General features: G+C 49.9%; 20 protein-coding genes, 2 rRNA genes and 1 riboswitch. Of the genes, 2 read left to right on the forward strand and 20 right to left on the reverse strand.

Going from position 1 to position 22,478, the window contains the following annotated elements; genetic code table 11:
* Positions 1–53: 53 nt before the first annotated feature.
* The 4 genes from pcrB to FZD51_RS18415 form a co-directional block, all read right to left on the reverse strand.
* A complete protein-coding gene (gene pcrB / locus FZD51_RS18400) occupies positions 54–734 on the reverse strand; it encodes a heptaprenylglyceryl phosphate synthase (protein WP_009792551.1) in 681 nt (226 codons plus the stop codon).
* A gap of 221 nt (positions 735–955) precedes the next feature.
* Entirely contained in the window at positions 956–1,270 is a 315-nt protein-coding gene (locus FZD51_RS18405) for a YerC/YecD family TrpR-related protein (RefSeq protein WP_009792553.1), read from the reverse strand.
* 37 nt (positions 1,271–1,307) lie between these two features.
* Complete coding sequence (locus FZD51_RS18410; RefSeq protein ID WP_148976125.1) at positions 1,308–2,363, reverse strand: DUF3048 domain-containing protein; 1,056 nt, start codon at positions 2,361–2,363, stop codon at positions 1,308–1,310.
* Between the two features lie 65 nt (positions 2,364–2,428).
* Positions 2,429–4,174: an adenine deaminase C-terminal domain-containing protein gene (locus FZD51_RS18415; protein ID WP_187445818.1), complete on the reverse strand. Its 1,746-nt coding sequence runs from the start codon at positions 4,172–4,174 to the stop codon at positions 2,429–2,431.
* Between the two features lie 181 nt (positions 4,175–4,355).
* Here FZD51_RS18415 and FZD51_RS18420 point away from each other — a divergent pair, with 181 nt between their 5' ends.
* Together FZD51_RS18420 and FZD51_RS26790 are read left to right on the forward strand one after the other, a co-directional pair.
* Positions 4,356–4,706: a YgaP family membrane protein gene (locus tag FZD51_RS18420; RefSeq protein WP_148976102.1), complete on the forward strand. Its 351-nt coding sequence runs from the start codon at positions 4,356–4,358 to the stop codon at positions 4,704–4,706.
* A gap of 69 nt (positions 4,707–4,775) precedes the next feature.
* The gene (locus FZD51_RS26790; RefSeq protein ID WP_323131897.1) at positions 4,776–4,889 is read left to right on the forward strand and encodes an EYxxD motif small membrane protein; all 114 of its coding nucleotides are present in this window, start codon (positions 4,776–4,778) and stop codon (positions 4,887–4,889) included.
* Here the strand turns inward: FZD51_RS26790 and purD are convergent.
* The 16 genes from purD to FZD51_RS18500 all read right to left on the reverse strand — a co-directional run bounded on the left by purD (position 4,855) and on the right by FZD51_RS18500 (position 22,477).
* Positions 4,855–6,138, reverse strand: a complete 1,284-nt coding sequence (gene purD / locus FZD51_RS18425; RefSeq protein ID WP_148976126.1) for a phosphoribosylamine--glycine ligase — start codon at positions 6,136–6,138, stop codon at positions 4,855–4,857. The two genes, FZD51_RS26790 and purD, sit on opposite strands and share 35 nt — an antisense overlap.
* A gap of 18 nt (positions 6,139–6,156) precedes the next feature.
* Entirely contained in the window at positions 6,157–7,692 is a 1,536-nt protein-coding gene (gene purH, locus FZD51_RS18430) for a bifunctional phosphoribosylaminoimidazolecarboxamide formyltransferase/IMP cyclohydrolase (RefSeq protein WP_148976103.1), read from the reverse strand.
* Between the two features lie 25 nt (positions 7,693–7,717).
* Positions 7,718–8,311, reverse strand: coding sequence for a phosphoribosylglycinamide formyltransferase (purN, locus tag FZD51_RS18435; RefSeq protein WP_148976104.1), 594 nt, complete (start codon positions 8,309–8,311; stop codon positions 7,718–7,720).
* A gap of 20 nt (positions 8,312–8,331) precedes the next feature.
* Entirely contained in the window at positions 8,332–9,360 is a 1,029-nt protein-coding gene (gene purM / locus FZD51_RS18440; protein WP_148976105.1) for a phosphoribosylformylglycinamidine cyclo-ligase, read from the reverse strand.
* A 61-nt stretch (positions 9,361–9,421) separates the two neighbouring features.
* The gene (gene purF, locus FZD51_RS18445; protein WP_148976106.1) at positions 9,422–10,834 is read right to left on the reverse strand and encodes an amidophosphoribosyltransferase; all 1,413 of its coding nucleotides are present in this window, start codon (positions 10,832–10,834) and stop codon (positions 9,422–9,424) included.
* A complete protein-coding gene (gene purL, locus FZD51_RS18450; protein WP_148976107.1) occupies positions 10,819–13,035 on the reverse strand; it encodes a phosphoribosylformylglycinamidine synthase subunit PurL in 2,217 nt (738 codons plus the stop codon). Before purL ends, purF begins: the two co-directional genes overlap by 16 nt.
* Positions 13,019–13,705, reverse strand: coding sequence for a phosphoribosylformylglycinamidine synthase subunit PurQ (gene purQ / locus FZD51_RS18455; RefSeq protein ID WP_148976108.1), 687 nt, complete (start codon positions 13,703–13,705; stop codon positions 13,019–13,021). Before purQ ends, purL begins: the two co-directional genes overlap by 17 nt.
* Complete coding sequence (gene purS / locus FZD51_RS18460) at positions 13,702–13,956, reverse strand: phosphoribosylformylglycinamidine synthase subunit PurS (protein ID WP_148976109.1); 255 nt, start codon at positions 13,954–13,956, stop codon at positions 13,702–13,704. Before purS ends, purQ begins: the two co-directional genes overlap by 4 nt.
* Positions 13,949–14,668, reverse strand: a complete 720-nt coding sequence (purC, locus tag FZD51_RS18465) for a phosphoribosylaminoimidazolesuccinocarboxamide synthase (protein ID WP_148976110.1) — start codon at positions 14,666–14,668, stop codon at positions 13,949–13,951. Before purC ends, purS begins: the two co-directional genes overlap by 8 nt.
* 66 nt (positions 14,669–14,734) lie before the next feature.
* A complete protein-coding gene (gene purB, locus FZD51_RS18470) occupies positions 14,735–16,027 on the reverse strand; it encodes an adenylosuccinate lyase (protein ID WP_148976111.1) in 1,293 nt (430 codons plus the stop codon).
* Entirely contained in the window at positions 16,024–17,184 is a 1,161-nt protein-coding gene (purK, locus tag FZD51_RS18475; RefSeq protein ID WP_187445819.1) for a 5-(carboxyamino)imidazole ribonucleotide synthase, read from the reverse strand. Before purK ends, purB begins: the two co-directional genes overlap by 4 nt.
* Positions 17,171–17,653: a 5-(carboxyamino)imidazole ribonucleotide mutase gene (gene purE / locus FZD51_RS18480; protein ID WP_148976112.1), complete on the reverse strand. Its 483-nt coding sequence runs from the start codon at positions 17,651–17,653 to the stop codon at positions 17,171–17,173. Before purE ends, purK begins: the two co-directional genes overlap by 14 nt.
* A gap of 153 nt (positions 17,654–17,806) precedes the next feature.
* Positions 17,807–17,908: riboswitch (purine riboswitch) on the reverse strand.
* Between the two features lie 106 nt (positions 17,909–18,014).
* A complete protein-coding gene (locus FZD51_RS18485) occupies positions 18,015–18,218 on the reverse strand; it encodes an NETI motif-containing protein (protein ID WP_148976113.1) in 204 nt (67 codons plus the stop codon).
* On the reverse strand, positions 18,215–18,736 hold the full coding sequence (locus FZD51_RS18490; protein WP_187445823.1) for a DUF2179 domain-containing protein: 522 nt from the start codon (positions 18,734–18,736) through the stop codon (positions 18,215–18,217). The genes FZD51_RS18485 and FZD51_RS18490 overlap by 4 nt, the downstream gene beginning before the upstream one ends.
* A 611-nt stretch (positions 18,737–19,347) precedes the next feature.
* Positions 19,348–19,464 (reverse strand): 5S ribosomal RNA (gene rrf, locus FZD51_RS18495).
* A gap of 68 nt (positions 19,465–19,532) precedes the next feature.
* Positions 19,533–22,477: ribosomal RNA gene (locus tag FZD51_RS18500) — 23S ribosomal RNA — on the reverse strand.
* Position 22,478: the final 1 nt, after the last annotated feature.

The following is a 22,478-nucleotide window of genomic DNA, read 5'->3' on the forward strand; positions in this document are numbered from 1 at the left end:
CAAACATATGTTCTTTATAGTAAGTGTATCCTTAAGTCCTTCTGCAAGCAACTTTATTTAGGCAAAACTGTCTTTAGAGCTTCATCTAGATTTTCATATATTATATTGCCGACAACAATGACGTCCGCTGCTTCAGCCATTTCCCTTGCCTGTGCTTCAGAGGAGATTCCTCCGCCGTAGAAAAAGGTTGTTTCCTCCAGTGTGCGCTTCACTTCAGCCGCAAGCCCGGGATCGCCATATGTCCCGCTGTATTCGAGATAGAAGATTGGGAGATGGAACATTTTCTCCGCCATCATCGCGTAGGCCACAACATCCTCTGCATCCAGATCCGTCTTCGCACCTGTCAGCTTTGCCGCCTTGCATTCGCTGTTCAGGATGCAATAGCCCTGGACAAGGATTTCCTCCCAGCTCATAATCTCGCCGTATTCCTTGACCGCCTGATGATGAAGCCCGGTGATCCATTTGCTGTCCCCGCTGTTCAGGACAGACGGGATAAAATACAAATCAAAGCCCGGAGTAACAGACTCAATCGTCGAAACTTCGAGCACGCAGGGCACCGTATAGCGGCGTATTCTCGCCATGAGGTCCAGCACCTTTTCAAGTGTAATGCCGTCTGTTCCTCCGACTATTACAGCATCCGTCCCTGATTCGCAGATCCGCTCCAGGTCCCGGTCAGAAATTTCTTTATTGGGATCGAGTTTAAAGGCGTGGCGCCACTCGCGAACATCATACATGCATACTTGCCTCCATTCTATCATTCCATTACAACATTATAGCATTAGACACTGGAATCAAAAAGGAAAGCAGGGAGGACTTTTCCTGCATATTGATGGAAGAAGGCAAGTCATCCATGCAGGATGCGGGGACGGCAGCGAAAACAAAAAGCGCAGTGGCCGGAATGCAGCTTTTCCTAAAGAAAAAGCCGCGGGATCTTCATCCTGCGGCTTTTCATCAATTATTCTGCAGCGGCCTGTGCTTCTTCGTCCTTGATGCGCTCAAGGGCCATTTCATAGGCGTCATTGCCATAATTCAGGCAGCGTTTTACACGGGAAATCGTTGCCGTGCTTGCTCCTGTTTCTGTTTCGATCTTATGATAGGTCTTTCCTTCGCGCAGCATCCGGGCAACCTCAAGGCGCTGTGCAAGAGATTGGATTTCATTTACCGTGCAAAGATCGTCGAAGAATCGATAGCATTCTTCCAGGTCTTTTAGGGACAGGACCGATTTGAACAGTTGATCCAGTTCTTTGCCTCTCAGTTTTTCAATTTGCATATGGGGTCTCCTTTATTTAAACCAAATTTTTTAAGATTTAATTAGCTTGATTCAAGCTGACTGCCTGGCCGAGGCCAGGGTCTGATGGAACAACATTGATCCATGTTTTTCCGCGGACCAGCGGTGCTTCCTTTCCATCAATATAAGGAAGCAGCCTTCCTTTTTCATTTTTCCACTCAACTTCCCTGAGGAAGCCTTTTTGAAGAAGATAGCCTCTTCCCCCAGATGTTAAGTTAATCTCACGCCTGCCTGCACTGTCAACAATTTTGTGGGAGGCTTCTATGATGAATATATTGTCAATCAGGACGGGGGCGCCGCTGTCATAATCAGCGGTCAGTTCGCCATTGGAATATCTTTTGTATTTATCTAGATTCCTGTCGTATTCATAGGTGCTCGAGAATGTTTCGTTTGAAAGATACGAAACCTTCGCACTCTCTGCTTCTTCGCCTGTGAGCTGCCCTGCTTCTTCAGCTGTCATGAAGCTGAGGGGACCGGGGGCTTCTTCCATTTCATAGTCCTTTTCCGATGCCCCCTCCAGAATATTTTCATAAGAGGTATACGAGTTATGCGGCGCCTTGCGGTAACCGGCCCTTTGAAAGAGAGTCCCGTCATAATAAAGACCATTCAGATGGTCGATATAGCCGTTGTCCATAAGCTCCTTCGCGTCCGGACTGTTTCCGTGGCAGACATAAAGCCCATCATATGCTTTGGCAAGCTCGATGTAATAATCGCGGGCACTCCTGACCGGACCGATCTTCTCCGGCTGTTCACTTTGGTAGATGGCCAGGAACCTGGTCACATCTCCTTCCGCTAAAAGTTCATAAACGATATCAGCTTCCGGAAGTCCGGATTGCGGTCTTGCAGCCGGATGGTTATTGATCATCACTGCAACGGCGCGGCCCGCGGCTTCCTTCTCTGTGCCAATCCCTGTCAGCGGAAAGGCATACGGCGATTCTGCCGCTGTTTCCTGTCCTTCATTTTCTTTGGAAGGTTGTTCAACCGGAGCCTGATTATTCCCTTTCCCAGGCTCTGCCTCATCATTTGACTTGCTGCACCCTGAAACAAGCATCAGCACTGCTGCTGAAAGCATCATCCATTTCTTTATCTTTTTCACCCCTGTTGATCCCTATCTATCTTTATAGTCTATTCTTTTATATTTTAACGCATTATCGTTGGAAAGAGTACCGTTTTATTCATGACATCATACATTCCATGCTGAGTGATCCGGATGTACGGAAGATGGGTTGATGAGAAAAAGAGGAGCGAATAGATCGGGTCCTCGAATCTGTACCCTTTTTCTTCGAGCAGCCTCAGCAGCTTCTTTTCATCCTCTATCAGGTCTGGAACGGCCTTTGCGGACATCCCTCCATTCAGCGGAAGTTCGACCTCGCATTCAATCGTTCCATTTCCGGCAATCGCAATCCCTCCGCCGAGCATTTTGATCCGTTCAAAGGCTGTCAGCATATCCTGTTTGTTCTTCCCGATCAGGATGATATCCCCGGTATTGGAGAACGAGCTCGCCATGCCCCCAATCCTGCTGGCAAAACCCTTCAGCATGGTGTTGATCCGCCATTTCCCCTTCCTGTCAACAAGCATGAAGAAGCATTCATCATGGTCTTCTGACAGCTCTTCATAGGAAACATCAATGGAAATGGAATATGGCTTTGTGATGACTGCATTTTCCATTTTAATGCCAAACGGCATGGAAAATTGCATATCATCACCCGTCAGGCTCCAGTCAATGTCCAGCTTTTCAAAGCCATGTTCCCCCCAGGTATTCCAGCCGTAAGCACCTTCCACTTCTTTGCCGTCCTTTTTGACCCATTTGCCTTTCGCCAGGACAGAAACCGGTGTGGGGTTTCTTTCATCCTCAAGGAAGTTGATGTTGGCAATTCTGCCTGTCGTAATATTGCCATGAAGATAGTCGATATTATAATGGCGGGCGGGATTGATCGTCCCCATATTATAAGCGTCTATTACAGGCACCCCTTTTTCAATGGCAATCCTGATCATATGATCGATCATGCCCTGCTCATAAAAGGAAGCAGACGAACCATCCGTCGTAAAAATAAACCGGTCATACACATTGATTCCCAGCTCATGAATTTCTTCCAGCAGCTTAGGCAGGTCCGGCCTGATGGAGGAATGGCGAAGGGATACCGTATATCCATGCATGAGCCGGTCATACGCTTCTTTTCCTGTCATCGCTTCATGGTCGCAGTCTGCCCCAAAGAGCATCATCTTCGCCAGCGTTTTTTCCGATGCCCCCGGGAAATGCCCTTCAATCTGCTTGCGCATCCGTTTGGCTTCCTGTATCCAGTGAAGCATCATATCATCGCCATCCAGAAGCCGCGGCCACCCTGTGAGTTCCCCGCCCTGCAGGACGGCGTCGTGCTCCAGCCAGGATTTGATGTTTCCATGGGAAAAGGCCTGTTCTTCGTCTTGGATCTCTGTCTGTGCATCAAACCGGCACCACCAATACATGGTAGAAGGAATATTGCGCATCTCCCTCAAAAAAGAAAACGCTTTCTTTTTATCCATCTGCAAAACAAGCGACATATTATCATTGATGAGTGTCGTTGTGCCGAATTGCGATGCATAAGCCGCCAGAGAATGGGGATTATAAAGTTGAAATGGATGGGCGTGGGGCTCAATATAGCCTGGAACAAGCCATTCGCCCTGACAGTCCCTGATTTCACAGCCGTCTGTCCTTGCCGGAAGCTTCTCTCCGACATAGACGATCCGGTCATCATAGATCCAGATATTGGCGGTAATCCATTTATTCAGTATTTGATTCAAGTATGTGGCATTTTGCAAAAGTATAGTCGGGGCAAGCTTTCCATCCAGAACGGAGACCTGTTCCCTTATTTGTTTGTTTTTCCACCGATACCGCTGTTCGAGCAACAATGTCCCCTCCGTTTACTTACCGCTAAGCGGCTTTGATATATTTTTTAAGATCTAAGCGATCATATTGTAAAAAAGAAAGCCCTTTCAGAGCTGTTCTATCTATACTAGCATATTTCGCTGTTTAACGCATTAAAGAATTGTAAAGAAATTGAAAATTTTGTGAAGGAGTGCAAAAGTCATGAAGATCAAGCAGAACATCGGCATCTTGAATGCTCTTATCCGCATCACCATCGGTCTTACCGTCCTTTCCTGGAGCACAGCCAAGCTGGTGAAAATGCCTTGGCGCGATTCTTATCTGGTCATGGCGATGCTTGGGGCCATGAAGGTGGCAGAAGGGATTGTCCGCTATTGTCCGGTGACAGCCATGCTTGACCGCGGGCAGGATATGATGAATGAGAGCGGCAGCCGCAAAGACCATTCTGAACAGAAGCATAAGGAGCCCCATGCTGGCGGGGATAAACAGGACCTGAACGATCAGGACCTGGCGATGCTTGAAAAGACCCTGATGCAGAATAACACGCTTAAATGAGAAAAAAGAAAGCGGCGGACACCTGTATAAAGGTGCCTGCCGCTTTTGAATCTTAAGGAGATGATAGGAATGTTTCTTGAATATGTTACCGATATGTCGTTTGTCCTGATCATCCTGATCGGCAGCATCGTCGCAATTCTTTACGCTTTTATAAGGAAGTCCGGGAAGAAAGGCGCGCGATAGCCCTGCCGCCTATATCCCTGCGGTAGAAAACACCGTCGCACTGAAGCTTTTCAAGCCCGGCATAGACCTTTTCCTGCGCCTCGGAAAGGCTTTCGGCCTTAGCGCCGGCGAGAAGCACCCTCCCGCCGTCAGTGATAAACTCATCGTCTTCATTTTGTTTTGTGCCGGCATGGAAGACAAACAAGGAGGGTTCCATCTCGCTGAGCCCCTTCAGCACGGCTCCCTTTCCGTATGATCCCGGATAGCCTTTGGAAGCAGCCACAACCCCAAGCACAAAATGGGAATCCCACTCTATTTCCGGCTTCCCGCCATCAATGACAGCCAGCATAGTTTCAGCGAGATCCGATTTCATCCTCGGAAGCACTGCCTGGGTCTCCGGATCACCGAAGCGCGCGTTGAATTCGATGACCTTTGGGCCCTGCTCTGTGTTGATCAGGCCTGCATACAGCACGCCGCAGAAGCTTCGGCCTTCGAGCTCCATCGCCTTTGCCGCCGGCTCCAGGATTGTCCGCACGGCTTCCTGGATCACAGAATCACTGATGTGAGGGACTGGAGAATACGCACCCATCCCGCCTGTATTTGGCCCCTGGTCTCCGTCATATGCCCGCTTATGGTCCTGGGCAATTTCAAGCGGCACCACCGTGCTTCCGCTGACAAAAGCCATCAGGGAGAACTCCTCCCCTTCCAGGAACTCTTCAATGACTACCTTGGCGGAAGCTTCCCCGAACCGCTCACCAACCATCATTTCTTCCAGCGCCTGCTGGGCTTCATCCAGAGTCATGGCGACCGTGACCCCTTTTCCTGCCGCAAGCCCGTCAGCTTTAATGACAATGGGAGCCCCTTTTTCATTAAGATAGCCCCTGGCTTTTTCATAATCAGTGAATGCCCTGTACTCTGCAGTGGGAATATCGTATTTCTCCATCAGCTCTTTGGCGAAAGACTTGCTTCCTTCAATGACTGCTGCCTCTTTTTTCGGGCCGAATACCTTCATCCCCAAGCTGCCCAGAAAATCTGCCAGCCCGGCCTGAAGCGGTGCCTCCGGGCCGATGACTGTCAGCCCGACTTCATTTTCCTTTGCAAAGGCTGCTATCTCCGGAAAATTCATTTCATCTATCGGAACCTGAATGGCACAATCGGCCATCCCGTGATTCCCTGGTGCGGCATACACTTGATCCACAGACGGGCTTTCGCTCATTTTCCGGCAGATGCTGTGCTCCCTGCCGCCGCGCCCGATGACTAATACGTTCACCATCCATCAGCTCCCTGATTAATGTTTAAAATGCCTAACTCCTGTTAATACCATCGCAATCCCGTATTCGTCTGCCTTTTTCACAGAATCCTGGTCCTTGATGGACCCGCCAGGCTGGATGATCGCAGTGATGCCTGCCTTGGCTGCCGCTTCGACAGTATCATCCATCGGGAAGAATGCATCAGAAGCGAGCACTGCCCCTTCTGCACGGTTGCCTGCTTGCTCCAGAGCGATTTTGGCCGCTCCGACACGGTTCATCTGTCCGGCGCCGACCCCTAAAGTCATTTCACTGTTATTCACGACAATCGCATTGGATTTCACATGCTTAACTACCTTCCAGCCAAGCTTAAGCGCCGCCCATTCTTCTTCTGTCGGCTCTCTCCTGGTTGCAACAGAAACGGTCGCGTCCTCAAGGGAATAGCGGTCATATTCCTGGACGAGCAGTCCCCCTTCAATGCTTGTCAGCCTTGCCTCTTCCTTCTTTTCTACATCAAAAGGAATGGTCAGGAGGCGGATATTTTTCTTGCCTGTCAATATTGCAAGCGCCTCTTCCGAATAGGAAGGAGCAATGACGATTTCAAGGAAAATTTCATGCAGCTTCCTTGCTGTTTCAGCATCCACTTCCCGGTTGAGCGCAATGATTCCCCCAAAGATGGAAACAGGGTCTGCTTCGAAAGCTTTTGTAAAAGCATCATAAGTATCTTTGCCGGTTCCAACGCCGCAAGGATTCATATGCTTCACAGCAACAGCAGCCGGGTCCTTGAATTCCTTGACGATCTGCAGGGCAGCTTCTGCATCATTGATATTGTTGTAGGAAAGCTCTTTCCCATGAAGCTGCTCGGCATTGGCAATCGAAAACTCAGAGCCAAGCGGCTTCCGGTAAAAAGCAGCCTTCTGATGAGGATTTTCGCCATAGCGCAGCGTTTGTTTCAATTCGTATGTAACAGTCATTTTTTCCGGATTCTCTTCACCTGCAAGCTTAGTCATATATTCGGCAATCAAGCTGTCATAGGAAGCTGTATGCCGGAAGACCTTCGCTGCAAGCCTGCGGCGTGTCGCGGCCTGGGTTTCGCCATTTTCAGTGAGTTCTGAAAGGACGGTACCATAGTCTGCAGGATCGATGACCACTGTGACATATTGATGGTTTTTTGCTGACGCGCGCAGCATTGCTGGTCCGCCGATATCAATATTTTCAATCGCATCCTCGACTGATGCATCGCTCTTGGCGATGGTCTGCTGGAAAGGATACAGATTGACACAGACGATGCTGATTGGATCAATTCCATGCTCTTCCATCTGGGCACTATGCCCGGACTGATCGAACTTTGCCAAAAGGCCCCCATGAATCATCGGATTCAATGTCTTTACGCGGCCTTCGAGAATTTCCGGGAAACCGGTGACATCGCTCACGCCGATTACATCAACGCCGCTTTCCTGGAGTGTTTTCTTGGTGCCGCCCGTTGATATGATCTCGTAGCCAAGACTGGCGAGCTCCTTGGCAAAATCGACAATTCCGTTTTTGTCTGACACACTGATTAATGCTCGCTTTTTCATTTTGAATTCCTCCTGTTGACTGTCCTTATTTACTGCTGCTGACTCTTGCTGCATCTTCTGCAAATATCCTGTTCAAAGTAGCAGGGTACAATTTGTGCTCAATCTGATGGATCTTCTCCTGCAGGCTCTCTCTCGTTTCTTCTTCATCAAGCTTCACAGACTGCTGGGCAATGATCGGCCCTGTGTCCATGCCGGCATCCACATAATGAACCGTCACGCCGCTGATCGGCACCCTAGCTTCCAAAGCCTGGCCGATGGCATCTTTTCCCGGAAAGGAGGGCAGAAGCGAAGGATGGATATTGACGATCCTTCCCTCATATTCAGCAAGGAGAACCTCACCGATCAGCCTCATATAGCCTGCCAGAATGATGAACTCAGCTCCGCACTCCCTGAGCCTGATGAGAATTTCCTCTTCATATGCCTGCTTGCTTTCAAACTCTTTTGCACGGAAGGCAAAGCTTGGGATTCCATTGGCCTCAGCCCTCTCCAGGCAATAAGCTCCCGGCCTGTCAGAAACCAAAAGCCGGATGTCCGCATCCAGATCGCCGCCTTTTACAGCATCGATTATAGCTTGAAAGTTGGTTCCGCTTCCGGAAGCAAATACTGCTATCTTTTTCATGGGAACCTCCGAAATCCGTTTTACACGGTAATTTGAATTCCTTCTTTCCTTGTAACCGTCCCGAGCCTGTAGGCTTTTTCCCCTGAAGCATTCAGGTGGCTGATGAGCATGTCGGCCTGTTCGGGGCTGACAGCCGCAGCCATTCCCGTGCCCATATTGAAAATATTGTACATTTCCATGCGATCCAGATTTCCCAGCTTTTCCATGAGAGCGAATACCGGCGGGATTTCCCTTTCGCTTTCATCAATTTCAGCCCCCAGTCCCTCTGGAAGCATTCTTGGCAGGTTTTCAATGAAACCGCCGCCTGTAATATGGGCCAATCCCTTGATGTCGAATGTTTTCATCGCTTCAAGCAACGGCTTCACATAAATCCTCGTCGGCTTCAGAAGCTCCTCGCCCAATGTGCAGCCAAGTTCCTCCTGATAACTGTCCAGCATCAGGCCGGCATCCTCCAGCAGGATCTTTCTGACAAGAGAATACCCATTGCTGTGGATTCCGTTCGATGCAAGGCCGACAAGTACATCGCCTTCCTTGATAGTGCAGCCGTCAATCAGCGCTGATTTCTCACAGGCCCCTGCTGCAAAACCGGCCAGGTCATATTCTTCCTCTTTGTACATGCCGGGCATTTCGGCTGTTTCTCCGCCGACTAGCGCACAGCCGGCCTGCTCGCAGCCGTCTGCAATGCCTTTGACGATTGCCTCAATCCTTGCTGGATCCGCTTTTCCGCATGCGATATAATCAAGGAAATACAGCGGTTCAGCACCCTGAACGACAATATCATTCACGCACATGGCAACAGCATCCACTCCGATTGTATCATGCCGGTCCATCATGAACGCGAGCATGAGCTTTGTGCCGACCCCGTCTGTCCCTGAAACCAGCACCGGCTCCTTCAGGTTCAGGACTGACAGATCAAACATGCCGCCGAATCCGCCCAGGCCTCCCATTACGCCAGCCCTTTGTGTCCTCTGCACATGCTTCTTCATCCTGGATACCGCCTCATATCCTGCTTCTATATCCACGCCAGCCTGCTTATAGGCATTAGCCATTACAGTTCCCCCTCTATCATATTTATTTGAAAAGAAAAGCAGCATTGCTGAATGCCGCTTCTTAGACTTTTTCGTAAGGATGAATGGTAGAAGGATAGATTTCAGTCGGATAGTTCCCGGTAAAGCATGCCAGGCACTGGCCTTTCAATGCTCCTGAATCTGTCCTGCCGATTGCTTCGATCATCCCTTCCGCGCTTAAAAAGGAAAGGGTGTCTGCCCCGATGATTTCCCGGATCTCTTCAACAGAATGCTCGGAGGCAATCAATTCCTCCCGTGTCGATGTATCGATCCCGTAGAAACAAGGGTTCTTGATCGGCGGTGAACTGATTACGACATGAACCTCAGTCGCGCCTGCTTCGCGGAGCATGGTGACGATCCTTCTGCTTGTTGTGCCGCGGACAATGGAATCATCGACCATGATGACCCTTTTGCCCTCGACAACGCCGCGCACAGGGGAGAGCTTCATCTTGACGCCCTGCTCCCTCAATGATTGGGACGGCTGGATGAATGTCCTGCCGACATATCTATTCTTGATCAGCCCCATTTCATAAGGAATCCCGGAAGCTTCCGCATAGCCGATGGCAGCTGAAATGCTTGAATCAGGCACTCCTGTGACCACATCTGCTTCAAAAGGAAACTCTTCAGCCAGCTTCTTTCCAAGACTTTTACGGGCCGTGTGGACATTGATGCCGTTGATATTGCTGTCAGGCCTCGAAAAATAAACATATTCCATCGTGCACATGGCTGTCGTTGAGGCAACCGCAAACATCTCGGAACGGAAGCCTTCATCATTAATGATCAAGAGCTCTCCAGGAAGAACATCCCTGATGAATTCTGCCCCGACCACATCAAAAGCACAGGTTTCGGAAGCTACCACATAGGCATCGCCAAGCTTCGCGAGCGACAGCGGCCGCATGCCATTCGGATCAAGCGCCACCATCAATTCGGTTTCTGTCATGATCAGAAATGCATACGCGCCTTTTACCATGGAAAGGGCCGTTTTAACCCGGTCCTTCAAGGCTGAAAAACCGCCGCGCTTGATCAGATGCGCCAGCACCTCTGTATCTGAGCTGGTCTGGAAGATGCTTCCCTGTCCTTCAAGCTGATTTTTCAATGCAGTGGCATTTACCAGATTGCCATTATGAGCAAGTGCCAGGCCGCCGTTTTGTGAGTTGAACAGCAGAGGCTGGACATTTTCATATCCGCCGCCGCCTGCTGTTGCATAGCGGACATGGCCGATGGCCGACTTTCCGTCCATTGCCTCCATGGCATCCTCGGTGAAAATTTCCGCGACAAGCCCTTCACCTTTCAGACCCTTCAGCTTTTTCCCGTCTGTCACGACCATCCCTGTACCTTCCTGGCCGCGGTGCTGCAGGCTGTGAAGGCCGTAATAGGTGATCTGGGCGGCATTTTCATGCCCCCAGACACCAAAGATGCCGCATTCTTCGTTCAGGCCTCTTATTTCAGCAAGCATGGGATTGCTCCTTTCCAGGCTGATTTCAGAACTTCTGTTTGTTCTTTCATAACCAGGCCGCTGTCAGAGTGGATTTCAAGCACAGGCTCTCCTGTTACCTCGCCGATCAGAACCGCATCAGTCATGCTTTCAAATGCCTGCTGATCTTCCTTTTTAACAGTAAGGAGGAAGCGGGACTGCGATTCACTGAATAGTGCGCTGGTCTCGTCTCCTGAAATGCGGATGGAAGCGCCAAGCCCCTCAGAGCCAATCACACTTTCAGCAGCTGCCACTGCAAGTCCGCCTTCTGCCAGGTCATGAGCGGAAGAGACAAGCCCCGCACGGATGGCTTTTAGCACCTGCTCCTGATTCCGTGCTTCTTTTTCCAGATCAAGCTCCGGCGCTTTCCCGAAAATCCTGCCATGTATAAGCTTTTGCAGCTCACTGCCGCCGAACTCGGCCTTTGTTTCTCCGAGAAGATAAATCAGATCGCCAGCCTGCTTGAAGCGCTGGGTTGTAATATGGTCAACATCCTCTACAAGTCCGACCATCCCGACTACTGGTGTAGGATAGACGGCTGTACCGTTGGTTTCGTTATATAGTGACACGTTTCCGCCGATAACCGGCGTATTCAGGGCAAGGCAGGCGCTGCTCATGCCATCGGCCGCTTTTTCCAGCTGCCAGAAGATTTCCGGCTTTTCCGGGTTGCCGAAGTTCAGGCAGTCTGTAATGGCAAGCGGCTCGGCACCGGATGCAATGATATTCCTTGCTGCTTCAGCCACGGCAATTTTCCCGCCTGTTTCAGGATCAAGATACAAATAGCGTGAATTGCAGTCCGTTGTCATGGCAAGCGCCTTGCGTGTTCCGCGGATCCTTACGACCGCCGCATCAGAACCTGGAGAAACAACTGTGCTTGTGCGAACCATATAGTCATATTGGTCATAGACCCATTCCTTGCTTGCAATGGTAGGCTGCTGCAGCAGGCGTATCAGAGTTTCCCCTGCATTCCCTGCTGCCGGAATTTCCGTCTCCATAGCTTGGAATTCACGGAAATACTCAGGCTCGCGTGAAGGCTTGTGGTACACAGGAGCTTCCTCGGCAAGAGCATCAGCCGGTACGTCTGCCACCACTTCCCCTTTATGGAGAAGGCGCAGCATTTTATCATCTGTCACCCGTCCGATCGCCACGGCTTCAAGTTCATATTTTGAAAAAAGATCAACGATTTCCTGCTCACGCCCTTTTTGGACGACAATCAGCATGCGTTCCTGTGATTCAGACAGCATCATTTCATAGGCAGTCATGCCCGTTTCCCTCTGCGGGACAAGATCGAGATTCATCTCGATGCCGGATCCTGCTTTACTGGCCATTTCGGCAGATGAGCTTGTCAGCCCGGCTGCTCCCATGTCCTGGATGCCGACAAGCGCGTCGTTCTTAACCAGCTCAAGGCATGCTTCAAGCAGCAGCTTCTCCATGAACGGATCGCCGACCTGGACGGCAGGGCGCTTTTCTTCAGACTGCTCTGTCAGTTCCTCTGAGGCAAAGGTCGCGCCGTGGATGCCGTCGCGTCCTGTTTTTGCGCCTACATACATAACCGTGTTGCCGACGCCGTGCGCCTGGCCTTTTTTAATATCTTTATGGTCGATCAGACCGACACACATGGCATTGACGAGAGGGTTGCCTTCATAGGAAGCATCGAACTGCACCTCGCCCCCGACAGTCGGAATGCCGATGCAGTTTCCGTACCCGGCAATGCCTGCCACTACTTCTTTAAAAAGGTACCGAACGCGAGGAGAATCCAGCTCTCCAAAGCGAAGAGAGTTAAGGAGAGCGATCGGTCTTGCTCCCATTGAAAATACATCCCGGATAATGCCGCCCACACCCGTTGCCGCTCCCTGGTAAGGCTCGATCGCAGATGGGTGGTTATGGCTTTCGATTTTAAATACAACTGCCTGGCCGTCTCCGATGTCAACGATGCCAGCTCCTTCCCCAGGGCCCTGCAGGACGCGTTCGCCTTTGACCGGGAATTTTTTCAGGACCGGCTTGGAATTTTTATAGCTGCAATGCTCTGACCACATGACGGAAAACAATCCGAGCTCTGTGTAATTCGGCAATCTGCCAAGGATGTCCTCAACCATTGCAAATTCCTGATCCGTCAATCCCATCTCTTTGTAGACTTTTTCTGTAACAATCTGCTGCGGGCTTGGCTCAAGCATTAACGGCATAAGATTCCCTCCATTGTTTGACGATTGATTGGAAAAGCTTCAGTCCATCGGCACCGCCCAACAGCTGGTCGACGGCCCTTTCAGGGTGCGGCATCATGCCAAGGACATTTCCTTTTTCATTGATGATTCCGGCGATGTCGCTGAGACTTCCATTCGGATTCTCGCCGCTGTATGTGAATACGATCCTATTATTCTCTTTAAGTGATTCTAGTGTGGCTTCATCACAGTAATAATTTCCTTCTCCATGTGCGATCGGGATAGTGATCTCTTCGCCCTGTTCATAAGCGGAAGAGAAGATCGTCTGATTATTTGCTACCTGCAGCTGAACGGGCCTGCACATAAATTTCAGGCTTTCATTCCTCCGCATCGCGCCTGGCAGCAGGCCTGTTTCAAGCAGGATCTGGAAGCCATTGCAGACACCAAGGACCGGCTTTCCTTCCTCTGCTGCCTTGATAACAGCCTTCATCACCTTGCTGAAGCGGGCAATCGCGCCGGAACGGAGATAATCTCCATAAGAGAAGCCGCCCGGCAGGAGGATCGCATCATATTCATCAAGGCTTTCTGTATCATGCCACACGTATTCTGCCTGCTCCCCAAGCTCATCCTGGATCGCATGGAACATATCAATATCACAATTGGAGCCCGGAAAAACGATGACTGCAAACTTCACAGTGCAACACACTCCTCAATTTCGTAGCGGTAATCCTCAATCACCACATTAGCCAGCAGGCGCTCACACATTTCTTTTACAGCCGCATCGATATCACGATCTGTCTTATCGATTGTCAGCTCCATATATTTACCAATCCGGACGTCCTGAACTTCATTGAAGTTTAAGGAGTGCAGAGACCCTTTCACAACCGTTCCCTGCGGATCCAATACACTTTCTCTTAATGTGATATACACCTTTACTTTATACATGCTGGCGTCCTCCCAATCTTGTTAAAATATTTTCATAGGCATCTGTTAAGCTTCCCAGATCACGGCGGAATACATCCTTATCAAGCTTCGCATTTGTCTCCATATCCCAAAGGCGGCAAGTATCAGGAGAGATTTCATCTGCCAGCAGAATATCGCCGGCAGCATTTTTTCCGAACTCAAGCTTAAAGTCAATGAGACGAATGCCCATTTCCTTAAAGAAGCTTGATAAAAATGCATTAACCTCAAGCGCTTTGCTCTTCAGCAGGGCAGCTTCATCAGGAGAAGCAAGCTCAAGCTCAAACACATGATCATCGGTCATGATCGGATCGCCCAGACTGTCATCCTTCAAATAAAACTCCACAAGCGTTTTTTTCAGAAGAGCCCCTTCTTCCATCCCAAGCCTTTTTGCCATGCTTCCAGCAGCCACATTCCTTACAACCACTTCAATAGGAATAATCTCGACTTTTTGTACAAGCTGCTCAGTTTCTGAAACTTTCTCAATGAAATGAGAGCGGATGCCCTTTTTATGAAGCTCTGAAAACAGCAGACTTGTAATCTCGTTATTCAAACGGCCTTTGCCGGCAATCTCTGCTTTTTTCTCCCCGTTGAATGCAGTTGCAGAATCTTTATATTCAAGCCAGACAATATTTTCATCATCGGTCAGATATACCTTTTTCGCCTTGCCTTCATATAGTTGCTCTCTCTTTTCCATGGCAGAGCCTCCTTGGTAAGAATATTGGGAATCTTCCTGATAAAAGGGGACCGAAGCCCCCGGGTTTTATAAGCCTAAGCGGTCAAAAATGGTGTCCACATGCTTGATGTGGTAGTTATAATCGAAGCAGTCTTCAATTTCCTCTGCAGACAGCCTGGCAGAAATCGTTTCATCAGCTTCCACCAGCGATTTGAACGCTACCTGCTTCTCCCATGCCTCCATCGCCCTCGGCTGGACAACGTCATATGCCTCTTCACGGGCCATGCCTTTATCAATTAGAGCAAGCAGCACGCGCTGGGAATAGATGAGGCCAAGGGTGCGGTCCATATTTCTCTTCATGTTCTCCGGGAACACGGTGAGATTCTTAACGATATTCCCAAATCGGTTCAGCATATAATTCAGGGCAATCGTTGCATCCGGAAGAATGATCCTTTCTGCTGAAGAGTGCGAAATATCGCGCTCATGCCATAATGGCACATTTTCATAGGCAGTCAGCATATGGCCGCGGATCACACGTGCAAGGCCTGTCATATTCTCAGATCCGATAGGATTGCGCTTATGCGGCATGGCAGAAGACCCTTTCTGTCCTTTCGCAAAAAACTCCTCAACTTCACGTGTTTCACTCTTTTGCAGTCCGCGGATCTCAACAGCAAACTTCTCGATGGAAGTTGCAATCAGCGAGATGGCGGCCATATAGTGGGCATGGCGGTCGCGCTGAAGTGTCTGTGTCGAAATCGGCGCCGGCTGGAGGCCCAGTTTTTCGCATACATAGCTTTCCACGAATGGGTTGATGTTGGCGTAGGTCCCGACAGCACCTGACATCTTACCGAACTCAACGCCGGAAGCAGCCTGCTTGAAGCGCTCCAGGTTCCGCTTCATTTCCTCATACCATAGAGCCAGCTTCAGCCCGAAGGTTGTCGGCTCGGCATGAACACCGTGCGTGCGCCCCATCATGACTGTGTATTTATGTTCTTTTGCTTTATTCTTCAAGATTTCAACGAAGTTCTCCAGGTCCTGAAGAAGGATGCTGTTAGCCTGCTTGATCAGGTAGGAAAGAGCCGTGTCCACTACATCCGTGGAAGTAAGGCCGTAATGCACCCATTTTCTCTCTTCACCGAGCGTTTCTGAAACCGCGCGGGTGAATGCCACCACATCATGGCGGGTTTCCTGCTCGATTTCATTGATGCGTTCGATATCAAATGAAGCATTCTCACGGATTTTCTGCACATCTTCTTTTGGGATGTCCCCGAGCTCCGCCCATGCTTCACAAGCAAGGATTTCTACTTCCAGCCAAGCCTTGAAGCGATTTTCCTCTGTCCATATCGCTCCCATTTCAGGTCTTGTATAACGTCCAATCATCGTAAAACCTCCATACCTTCTTTTGCTTTGCTCCATATTCCGCTGCGGTCTATCTCGGCAAGCGCTTCTGCCGCTGTTGGCCTTAACAGTGTCGCGTGCCCCATCTTCCGCTTATGCTTTGGCTCATCTTTTCCGTACAAATGAATCTTCCAATCCTTCAGGTCTGGAATTGCCTTAATCACATCTGACTGATGCTCTCCTAATATGTTGACCATAACTGCCGGATTTAATAGCCTCGTGCTTGCAAGCGGCCAATTGCACACAGCCCTGATATGCTGCTCAAACTGCGACGTTTCACAGGCCTCGATCGTATAGTGGCCTGAGTTGTGCGGCCTTGGTGCCAATTCATTTATGTAAATCTCATCGCCGTCAGAGAGAAACATCTCCACTGCAAGCGTACCAACCAGCCCTAGCGCTTCGGCGATCTTTATGGCCAAGTCTTCAGCCTTGCGTGCGGCACTCTCGCTGATATCAGCCGGCACAATGGTTTCATGCAGGATATTATCTTTATGAATATTCTCACCTACTGGAAAAACAGCTGTCTCCCCATCAGGGTTTCTTGCAATGATCACAGAGATTTCCTTTTGAAAAGAGATCCACTTTTCCAGGACACAGATGCCTTTTTCAAGCAGCTCTGCAGCCTCAGGAATATCGTCTTTTGACCGGATCACATATTGCCCTTTGCCATCATAGCCGCCGCGTGCCGTCTTTAATACCGCAGGAAAATCAAGCTTCTCTATATTATCATAAATATCAGCCGTCTTTTCGATGCGGGCGTAAGGCGCCACCTTTGCCCCTGCCCGTTCGATTGCTTCCTTCTCCGTCAGGCGGTCCTGCGTTGTGCGGAGCAGTTCAGACCCCTGTGGAACATAGGCATGGCTTGTCAGCCAGTCAAGCGCCTCGGCATTGATATTTTCAAATTCATAAGTGATCACATCGCTCGCCTCAGCAAGCTCCTTTATACAAAGCAGGTTATCGTAGCCGCCGACAATCTGCCGGTCGGCAACCTGGCCGCAGGGAGAATCCGGTGCCGGATCAAGGACGGCAATCCTGAACCCCTGTGCCTTCGCTGCCAATGCCATCATTCTCCCCAGCTGTCCGCCCCCGATGATTCCTATCGTCTGTCCTGGCAAAATGGTATGTTTAGACAAGTTCATCACTGCTCTCCATTACTTCCTGCTTTGTCTGCAGCCTCAAGTCCTCAATCCTGCCGGCAATGTCTTGGTCAAAAGCTCCCAGCATCTGTGCAGCAAGGAGAGCCGCGTTGACTGCACCTGCCTTTCCGATAGCCACTGTCGCTACAGGAACACCTCCTGGCATCTGAACAATCGACAGCAGCGAGTCGAGTCCATTAAGCGCCTTGGATTGGACTGGCACGCCAATGACCGGCAATGTCGTTTTCGCTGCCACCATCCCTGGCAAGTGAGCTGCTCCCCCAGCTCCCGCAATGATCACTTTTATCCCGCGGTCCCTTGCTTCTTCTGCAAACCGGAACATCAAATCCGGGGTTCGATGGGCAGAAACGACCTGCTTTTCATAAGAAATCTCAAGCTTATCCAACATGCCGCATGTGTGCTTCATCGAATCCCAGTCAGATTTGCTTCCCATAATAACAGCCACTTGCATATGCCTCTCCCCCAATTCTAATCTTCCACAAAAAATAAAAAGCCCGGACAGTTACTTTTCACTATTCACTAATAGAGAAAGTAATCTGTCCGGGCTCGGATAATAAAGGACACTTCCTAATTAATACACACAAGGAAGCAGACCCTTGAACCGGTCATATCAGCTTTCCCTTATAGTCCGGCCATTTACGGCAGCCAGGTAGAAACTTATGGGCCATATCCCCATTATTATATAAGGGTAAATCTTTATATAAATATAATTTTAATTGTAATCTTATCTAACAACATCTTACCAACTATCCTATCGGGGTGTCAACCACTATTCGAACAATAAAGATTGAAAATAGGATAATGTTCGTGTTTCACTCTTCCTTTTTTGCTTCAAAGACTATTTGCCGTCCTGCCGGCTCATAAGAGACCGAACCGCCGGTCTTCACTTCTTTAAATATCGGCTTCTCTGTTCTCCTCACCGGCACATAGCCTTCCTTTGCTATGCGGTCCAGGCATTGGCCAATCGTCTCATTTTCAAGGACTTCAAACTGCTTCTTTTTCTTTTCCTTGCTCATGAATACAATTTTCCTTTCCTGACAGATTTCACCCAGAAGCCGCCATGGATCGTCTTAGGCTCATAGGCAATAATGAATGCTTTAGGATCCAGCTCCTTGATCGTCTGGTAAAGCTTAAGCTCATATTTCCTCGGCGTCAGGATCTGCATGGCCATCCGGTCGCCCTCCAGCCCATTGGCAGCCCAGTTCGTTACGCCATACCCTTTTTCCCTCAGCACCCTGGGAACATCCTTATCATATTCTTTTGTTATTACATTAACCGTTATATATCCAAGAGCAAGCTTCTCCTCGATCTTCATGCCGACAACAACGCCGATTCCGTAGCCCACAGCATATGCAACCAAGTTCTGGATCTGGTCCAGATTATCGAGTACAAGCCCCAGTCCGATTACATAAATGACCACTTCGATCATGCTGATAAAAGCCGCCAAATAACGCTGTCCTTTCAGCGTAAGGATCATCCTGATCGTAAAAAAGGAGACGTATACAATATTGATGACAAGTATGATGGCAACCATCACTAAACTATTTTCAAGCAAAAAATAAACCTCCTCCAAGCCTCTGCCTTAATTCAACGTAAATCCCTATTGTACAAGAGAAATCTGCATTTGCGAACCATTTAGAAAAAAATAAAAGGATCTTTTTGTTATGTTAACCTATTTGGCTCATGATAAAACCGCTCCTGCGGATAGCGTGGGCAGGGAAATGAAGGGAAGCTGGAAAAAGGACGCGGAGTTTTTTTCTGGGGGGATTAGAAGTCAGGGACTGCAGGATGGTTCGATTATTAAGTAAGCTGGCGGCTTTGCTGGGGCTTTGCTGTGGCTATGGCTGAGTTGGGCGGCGGTTTAAGTGCAGTTGGTGAATTGATGTTTTTAAGCCAAATGGTAAATTACAATTGGAATTCGGTAAATTACTCAGCCAATTCGGTAAATAAATAATAAATTCGGTAGATTATTGGGCAATTTAATTAAATTCGCGATTAAAGCGCCTATTTTCCCCTTCAAAAACCCTTCTCATTCGCCCACCCGACCACTCATTTCCGCCTAAGAGCACTTTTCTTATTAAAAATCTCTCCATTTCACTAAAAAAGCACAAAAAAAGAACAGTCTCACAGACTGTTCTTCGTTTCGCCCGGCAGCGTCCTACTCTCACAGGAGGAGAACCTCCAACTACCATCGGCGCTGAGAAGCTTAACTTCCGTGTTCGGTATGGGAACGGGTGTGACCTTCTCGCTATCGCCACCAGACTATTTAGATGAGGTTTTGTTCCCTCAAAACTAGATAATGCAGAAGAAGAATTACTAAGCAATCAATTGTGGTTAAGTCCTCGATCTATTAGTATCTGTCAGCTCCACGTGTCACCACGCTTCCACCTCAGACCTATCAACCTGATCATCTTTCAGGGATCTTACTAGCTTGACGCTATGGGAAATCTCATCTCGAGGGGGGCTTCATGCTTAGATGCTTTCAGCACTTATCCCTTCCGCACATAGCTACCCAGCGATGCCTTTGGCAAGACAACTGGTACACCAGCGGTGCGTCCATCCCGGTCCTCTCGTACTAAGGACAGCTCCTCTCAAATTTCCTGCGCCCACGACGGATAGGGACCGAACTGTCTCACGACGTTCTGAACCCAGCTCGCGTACCGCTTTAATGGGCGAACAGCCCAACCCTTGGGACCGACTACAGCCCCAGGATGCGATGAGCCGACATCGAGGTGCCAAACCTCCCCGTCGATGTGGACTCTTGGGGGAGATAAGCCTGTTATCCCCGGGGTAGCTTTTATCCGTTGAGCGATGGCCCTTCCATGCGGAACCACCGGATCACTAAGCCCGACTTTCGTCCCTGCTCGACTTGTAGGTCTCGCAGTCAAGCTCCCTTGTGCCTTTACACTCTGCGAATGATTTCCAACCATTCTGAGGGAACCTTTGGGCGCCTCCGTTACTTTTTAGGAGGCGACCGCCCCAGTCAAACTGCCCGCCTGACACTGTCTCCCGCCCCGATCAGGGGCGCGGGTTAGAATTTCAATACAGCCAGGGTAGTATCCCACCAATGCCTCCACCGAAGCTGGCGCTCCGGCTTCAAAGGCTCCTACCTATCCTGTACAAGCTGTACCAAAATTCAATATCAGGCTGCAGTAAAGCTCCACGGGGTCTTTCCGTCCTGTCGCGGGTAACCTGCATCTTCACAGGTACTATAATTTCACCGAGTCTCTCGTTGAGACAGTGCCCAGATCGTTACGCCTTTCGTGCGGGTCGGAACTTACCCGACAAGGAATTTCGCTACCTTAGGACCGTTATAGTTACGGCCGCCGTTTACTGGGGCTTCGATTCAGAGCTTCGCTTGCGCTAACCCCTCCTCTTAACCTTCCAGCACCGGGCAGGCGTCAGCCCCTATACTTCGCCTTGCGGCTTCGCAGAGACCTGTGTTTTTGCTAAACAGTCGCCTGGGCCTATTCACTGCGGCTTTTCCGGGCTATTCACCCTAAAAAGCACCCCTTCTCCCGAAGTTACGGGGTCATTTTGCCGAGTTCCTTAACGAGAGTTCTCTCGCTCACCTTAGGATTCTCTCCTCGCCTACCTGTGTCGGTTTGCGGTACGGGCACCTTTTCCCTCGCTAGAGGCTTTTCTTGGCAGTGTGGAATCAGGAACTTCGGTACTAAATTTCCCTCGCCGTCACAGCTCAGCCTKATGCAAACGGGATTTGCCTCGTTTGCAGCCTAACTGCTTGGACGCGCATATCCAACAGCGCGCTTRCCCTATCCTCCTGCGTCCCCCCATTGCTCAAACGGTAAAGAGGTGGTACAGGAATATCAACCTGTTGTCCATCGCCTACGCCTTTCGGCCTCGGCTTAGGTCCCGACTAACCCTGAGCGGACGAGCCTTCCTCAGGAAACCTTAGGCATTCGGTGGATGGGATTCTCACCCATCTTTCGCTACTCATACCGGCATTCTCACTTCTAAGCGCTCCACCAGTCCTTGCGGTCTGACTTCGATGCACTTAGAACGCTCTCCTACCGCGGACACCTGATGGTGTCCACCCACAGCTTCGGTGATACGTTTAGCCCCGGTACATTTTCGGCGCGGAGTCACTCGACCAGTGAGCTATTACGCACTCTTTAAATGGTGGCTGCTTCTAAGCCAACATCCTGGTTGTCTAAGCAACTCCACATCCTTTTCCACTTAACGTATACTTTGGGACCTTAGCTGGTGGTCTGGGCTGTTTCCCTTTTGACTACGGATCTTATCACTCGCAGTCTGACTCCCATGGATAAGTCTTTGGCATTCGGAGTTTGTCTGAATTCGGTAACCCGATGGGGGCCCCTAGTCCAAACAGTGCTCTACCTCCAAGACTCTTACAACATGAGGCTAGCCCTAAAGCTATTTCGGAGAGAACCAGCTATCTCCAGGTTCGATTGGAATTTCTCCGCTACCCACACCTCATCCCCGCACTTTTCAACGTGCGTGGGTTCGGGCCTCCATCCAGTGTTACCTGGACTTCACCCTGGACATGGGTAGATCACCTGGTTTCGGGTCTACGACCACATACTCATTCGCCCTATTCAGACTCGCTTTCGCTGCGGCTCCGTCTGTTCAACTTAACCTCGCATGTAATCGTAACTCGCCGGTTCATTCTACAAAAGGCACGCCATTACCCTGACCCGAAGGTCATAGGGCTTTGACTACTTGTAGGCACACGGTTTCAGGATCTGTTTCACTCCCCTTCCGGGGTGCTTTTCACCTTTCCCTCACGGTACTGGTTCACTATCGGTCACTAGGGAGTATTTAGCCTTGGGAGATGGTCCTCCCTGCTTCCGACGGGATTTCTCGTGTCCCGCCGTACTCAGGATCCACTCTGGAGGGAACGAAGTTTCAACTACGGGGCTGTTACCCTCTATGGCCGGCCTTTCCATGCCTGTTCATTTACTCCGTTCCTTTGTAACTCCGTGTAGAGTGTCCTACAACCCCAGGAGGCAAGCCTCCTGGTTTGGGCTAATCCCGTTTCGCTCGCCGCTACTCAGGGAATCGCGTTTGCTTTCTCTTCCTCCGGGTACTTAGATGTTTCAGTTCCCCGGGTCTGCCTCCAATGCCCTATGTATTCAGGCAAGGGTTCCATCCCATTACGGATGGAGGGTTTCCCCATTCGGAAATCTCCGGATCAAAGCTTACTTACAGCTCCCCGAAGCATATCGGTGTTAGTACCGTCCTTCATCGGCTCCTAGTGCCAAGGCATCCACCGTGCGCCCTTTCTAACTTAACCT

The sequence above is a fragment of the Bacillus infantis genome (assembly GCF_008180445.1).
GTDB lineage: Bacteria > Bacillota > Bacilli > Bacillales > Cytobacillaceae > Bacillus_AB > Bacillus_AB infantis_B.

What these genes read in the sequence shown, in the direction of transcription:
- FZD51_RS18420 (WP_148976102.1), top strand. Translation starts at nt 4,356, where the DNA reads ATGAAGATCAAGCAGAACATCGGCATCTTGAATGCTCTTATCCGCATC.
- FZD51_RS18405 (WP_009792553.1), bottom strand. Translation starts at nt 1,270, where the DNA reads ATGCAAATTGAAAAACTGAGAGGCAAAGAACTGGATCAACTGTTCAAA.
- pcrB (WP_009792551.1), bottom strand. Translation starts at nt 734, where the DNA reads ATGTATGATGTTCGCGAGTGGCGCCACGCCTTTAAACTCGATCCCAAT.
- FZD51_RS18485 (WP_148976113.1), bottom strand. Translation starts at nt 18,218, where the DNA reads ATGAGCAAGGAAAAGAAAAAGAAGCAGTTTGAAGTCCTTGAAAATGAG.
- FZD51_RS26790 (WP_323131897.1), top strand. Translation starts at nt 4,776, where the DNA reads ATGTTTCTTGAATATGTTACCGATATGTCGTTTGTCCTGATCATCCTG.
- purL (WP_148976107.1), bottom strand. Translation starts at nt 13,035, where the DNA reads ATGCCGTTAATGCTTGAGCCAAGCCCGCAGCAGATTGTTACAGAAAAA.
- purS (WP_148976109.1), bottom strand. Translation starts at nt 13,956, where the DNA reads ATGTATAAAGTAAAGGTGTATATCACATTAAGAGAAAGTGTATTGGAT.
- purC (WP_148976110.1), bottom strand. Translation starts at nt 14,668, where the DNA reads ATGGAAAAGAGAGAGCAACTATATGAAGGCAAGGCGAAAAAGGTATAT.
- purN (WP_148976104.1), bottom strand. Translation starts at nt 8,311, where the DNA reads ATGAAAAAGATAGCAGTATTTGCTTCCGGAAGCGGAACCAACTTTCAA.
- purF (WP_148976106.1), bottom strand. Translation starts at nt 10,834, where the DNA reads ATGCTTGCTGAAATAAGAGGCCTGAACGAAGAATGCGGCATCTTTGGT.
- FZD51_RS18490 (WP_187445823.1), bottom strand. Translation starts at nt 18,736, where the DNA reads ATGGTTGCCATCATACTTGTCATCAATATTGTATACGTCTCCTTTTTT.
- FZD51_RS18410 (WP_148976125.1), bottom strand. Translation starts at nt 2,363, where the DNA reads ATGATGCTTTCAGCAGCAGTGCTGATGCTTGTTTCAGGGTGCAGCAAG.
- purB (WP_148976111.1), bottom strand. Translation starts at nt 16,027, where the DNA reads ATGATTGGACGTTATACAAGACCTGAAATGGGAGCGATATGGACAGAG.
- purH (WP_148976103.1), bottom strand. Translation starts at nt 7,692, where the DNA reads ATGAAAAAGCGAGCATTAATCAGTGTGTCAGACAAAAACGGAATTGTC.
- purM (WP_148976105.1), bottom strand. Translation starts at nt 9,360, where the DNA reads ATGGCTAATGCCTATAAGCAGGCTGGCGTGGATATAGAAGCAGGATAT.
- purE (WP_148976112.1), bottom strand. Translation starts at nt 17,653, where the DNA reads ATGCAAGTGGCTGTTATTATGGGAAGCAAATCTGACTGGGATTCGATG.
- purK (WP_187445819.1), bottom strand. Translation starts at nt 17,184, where the DNA reads ATGAACTTGTCTAAACATACCATTTTGCCAGGACAGACGATAGGAATC.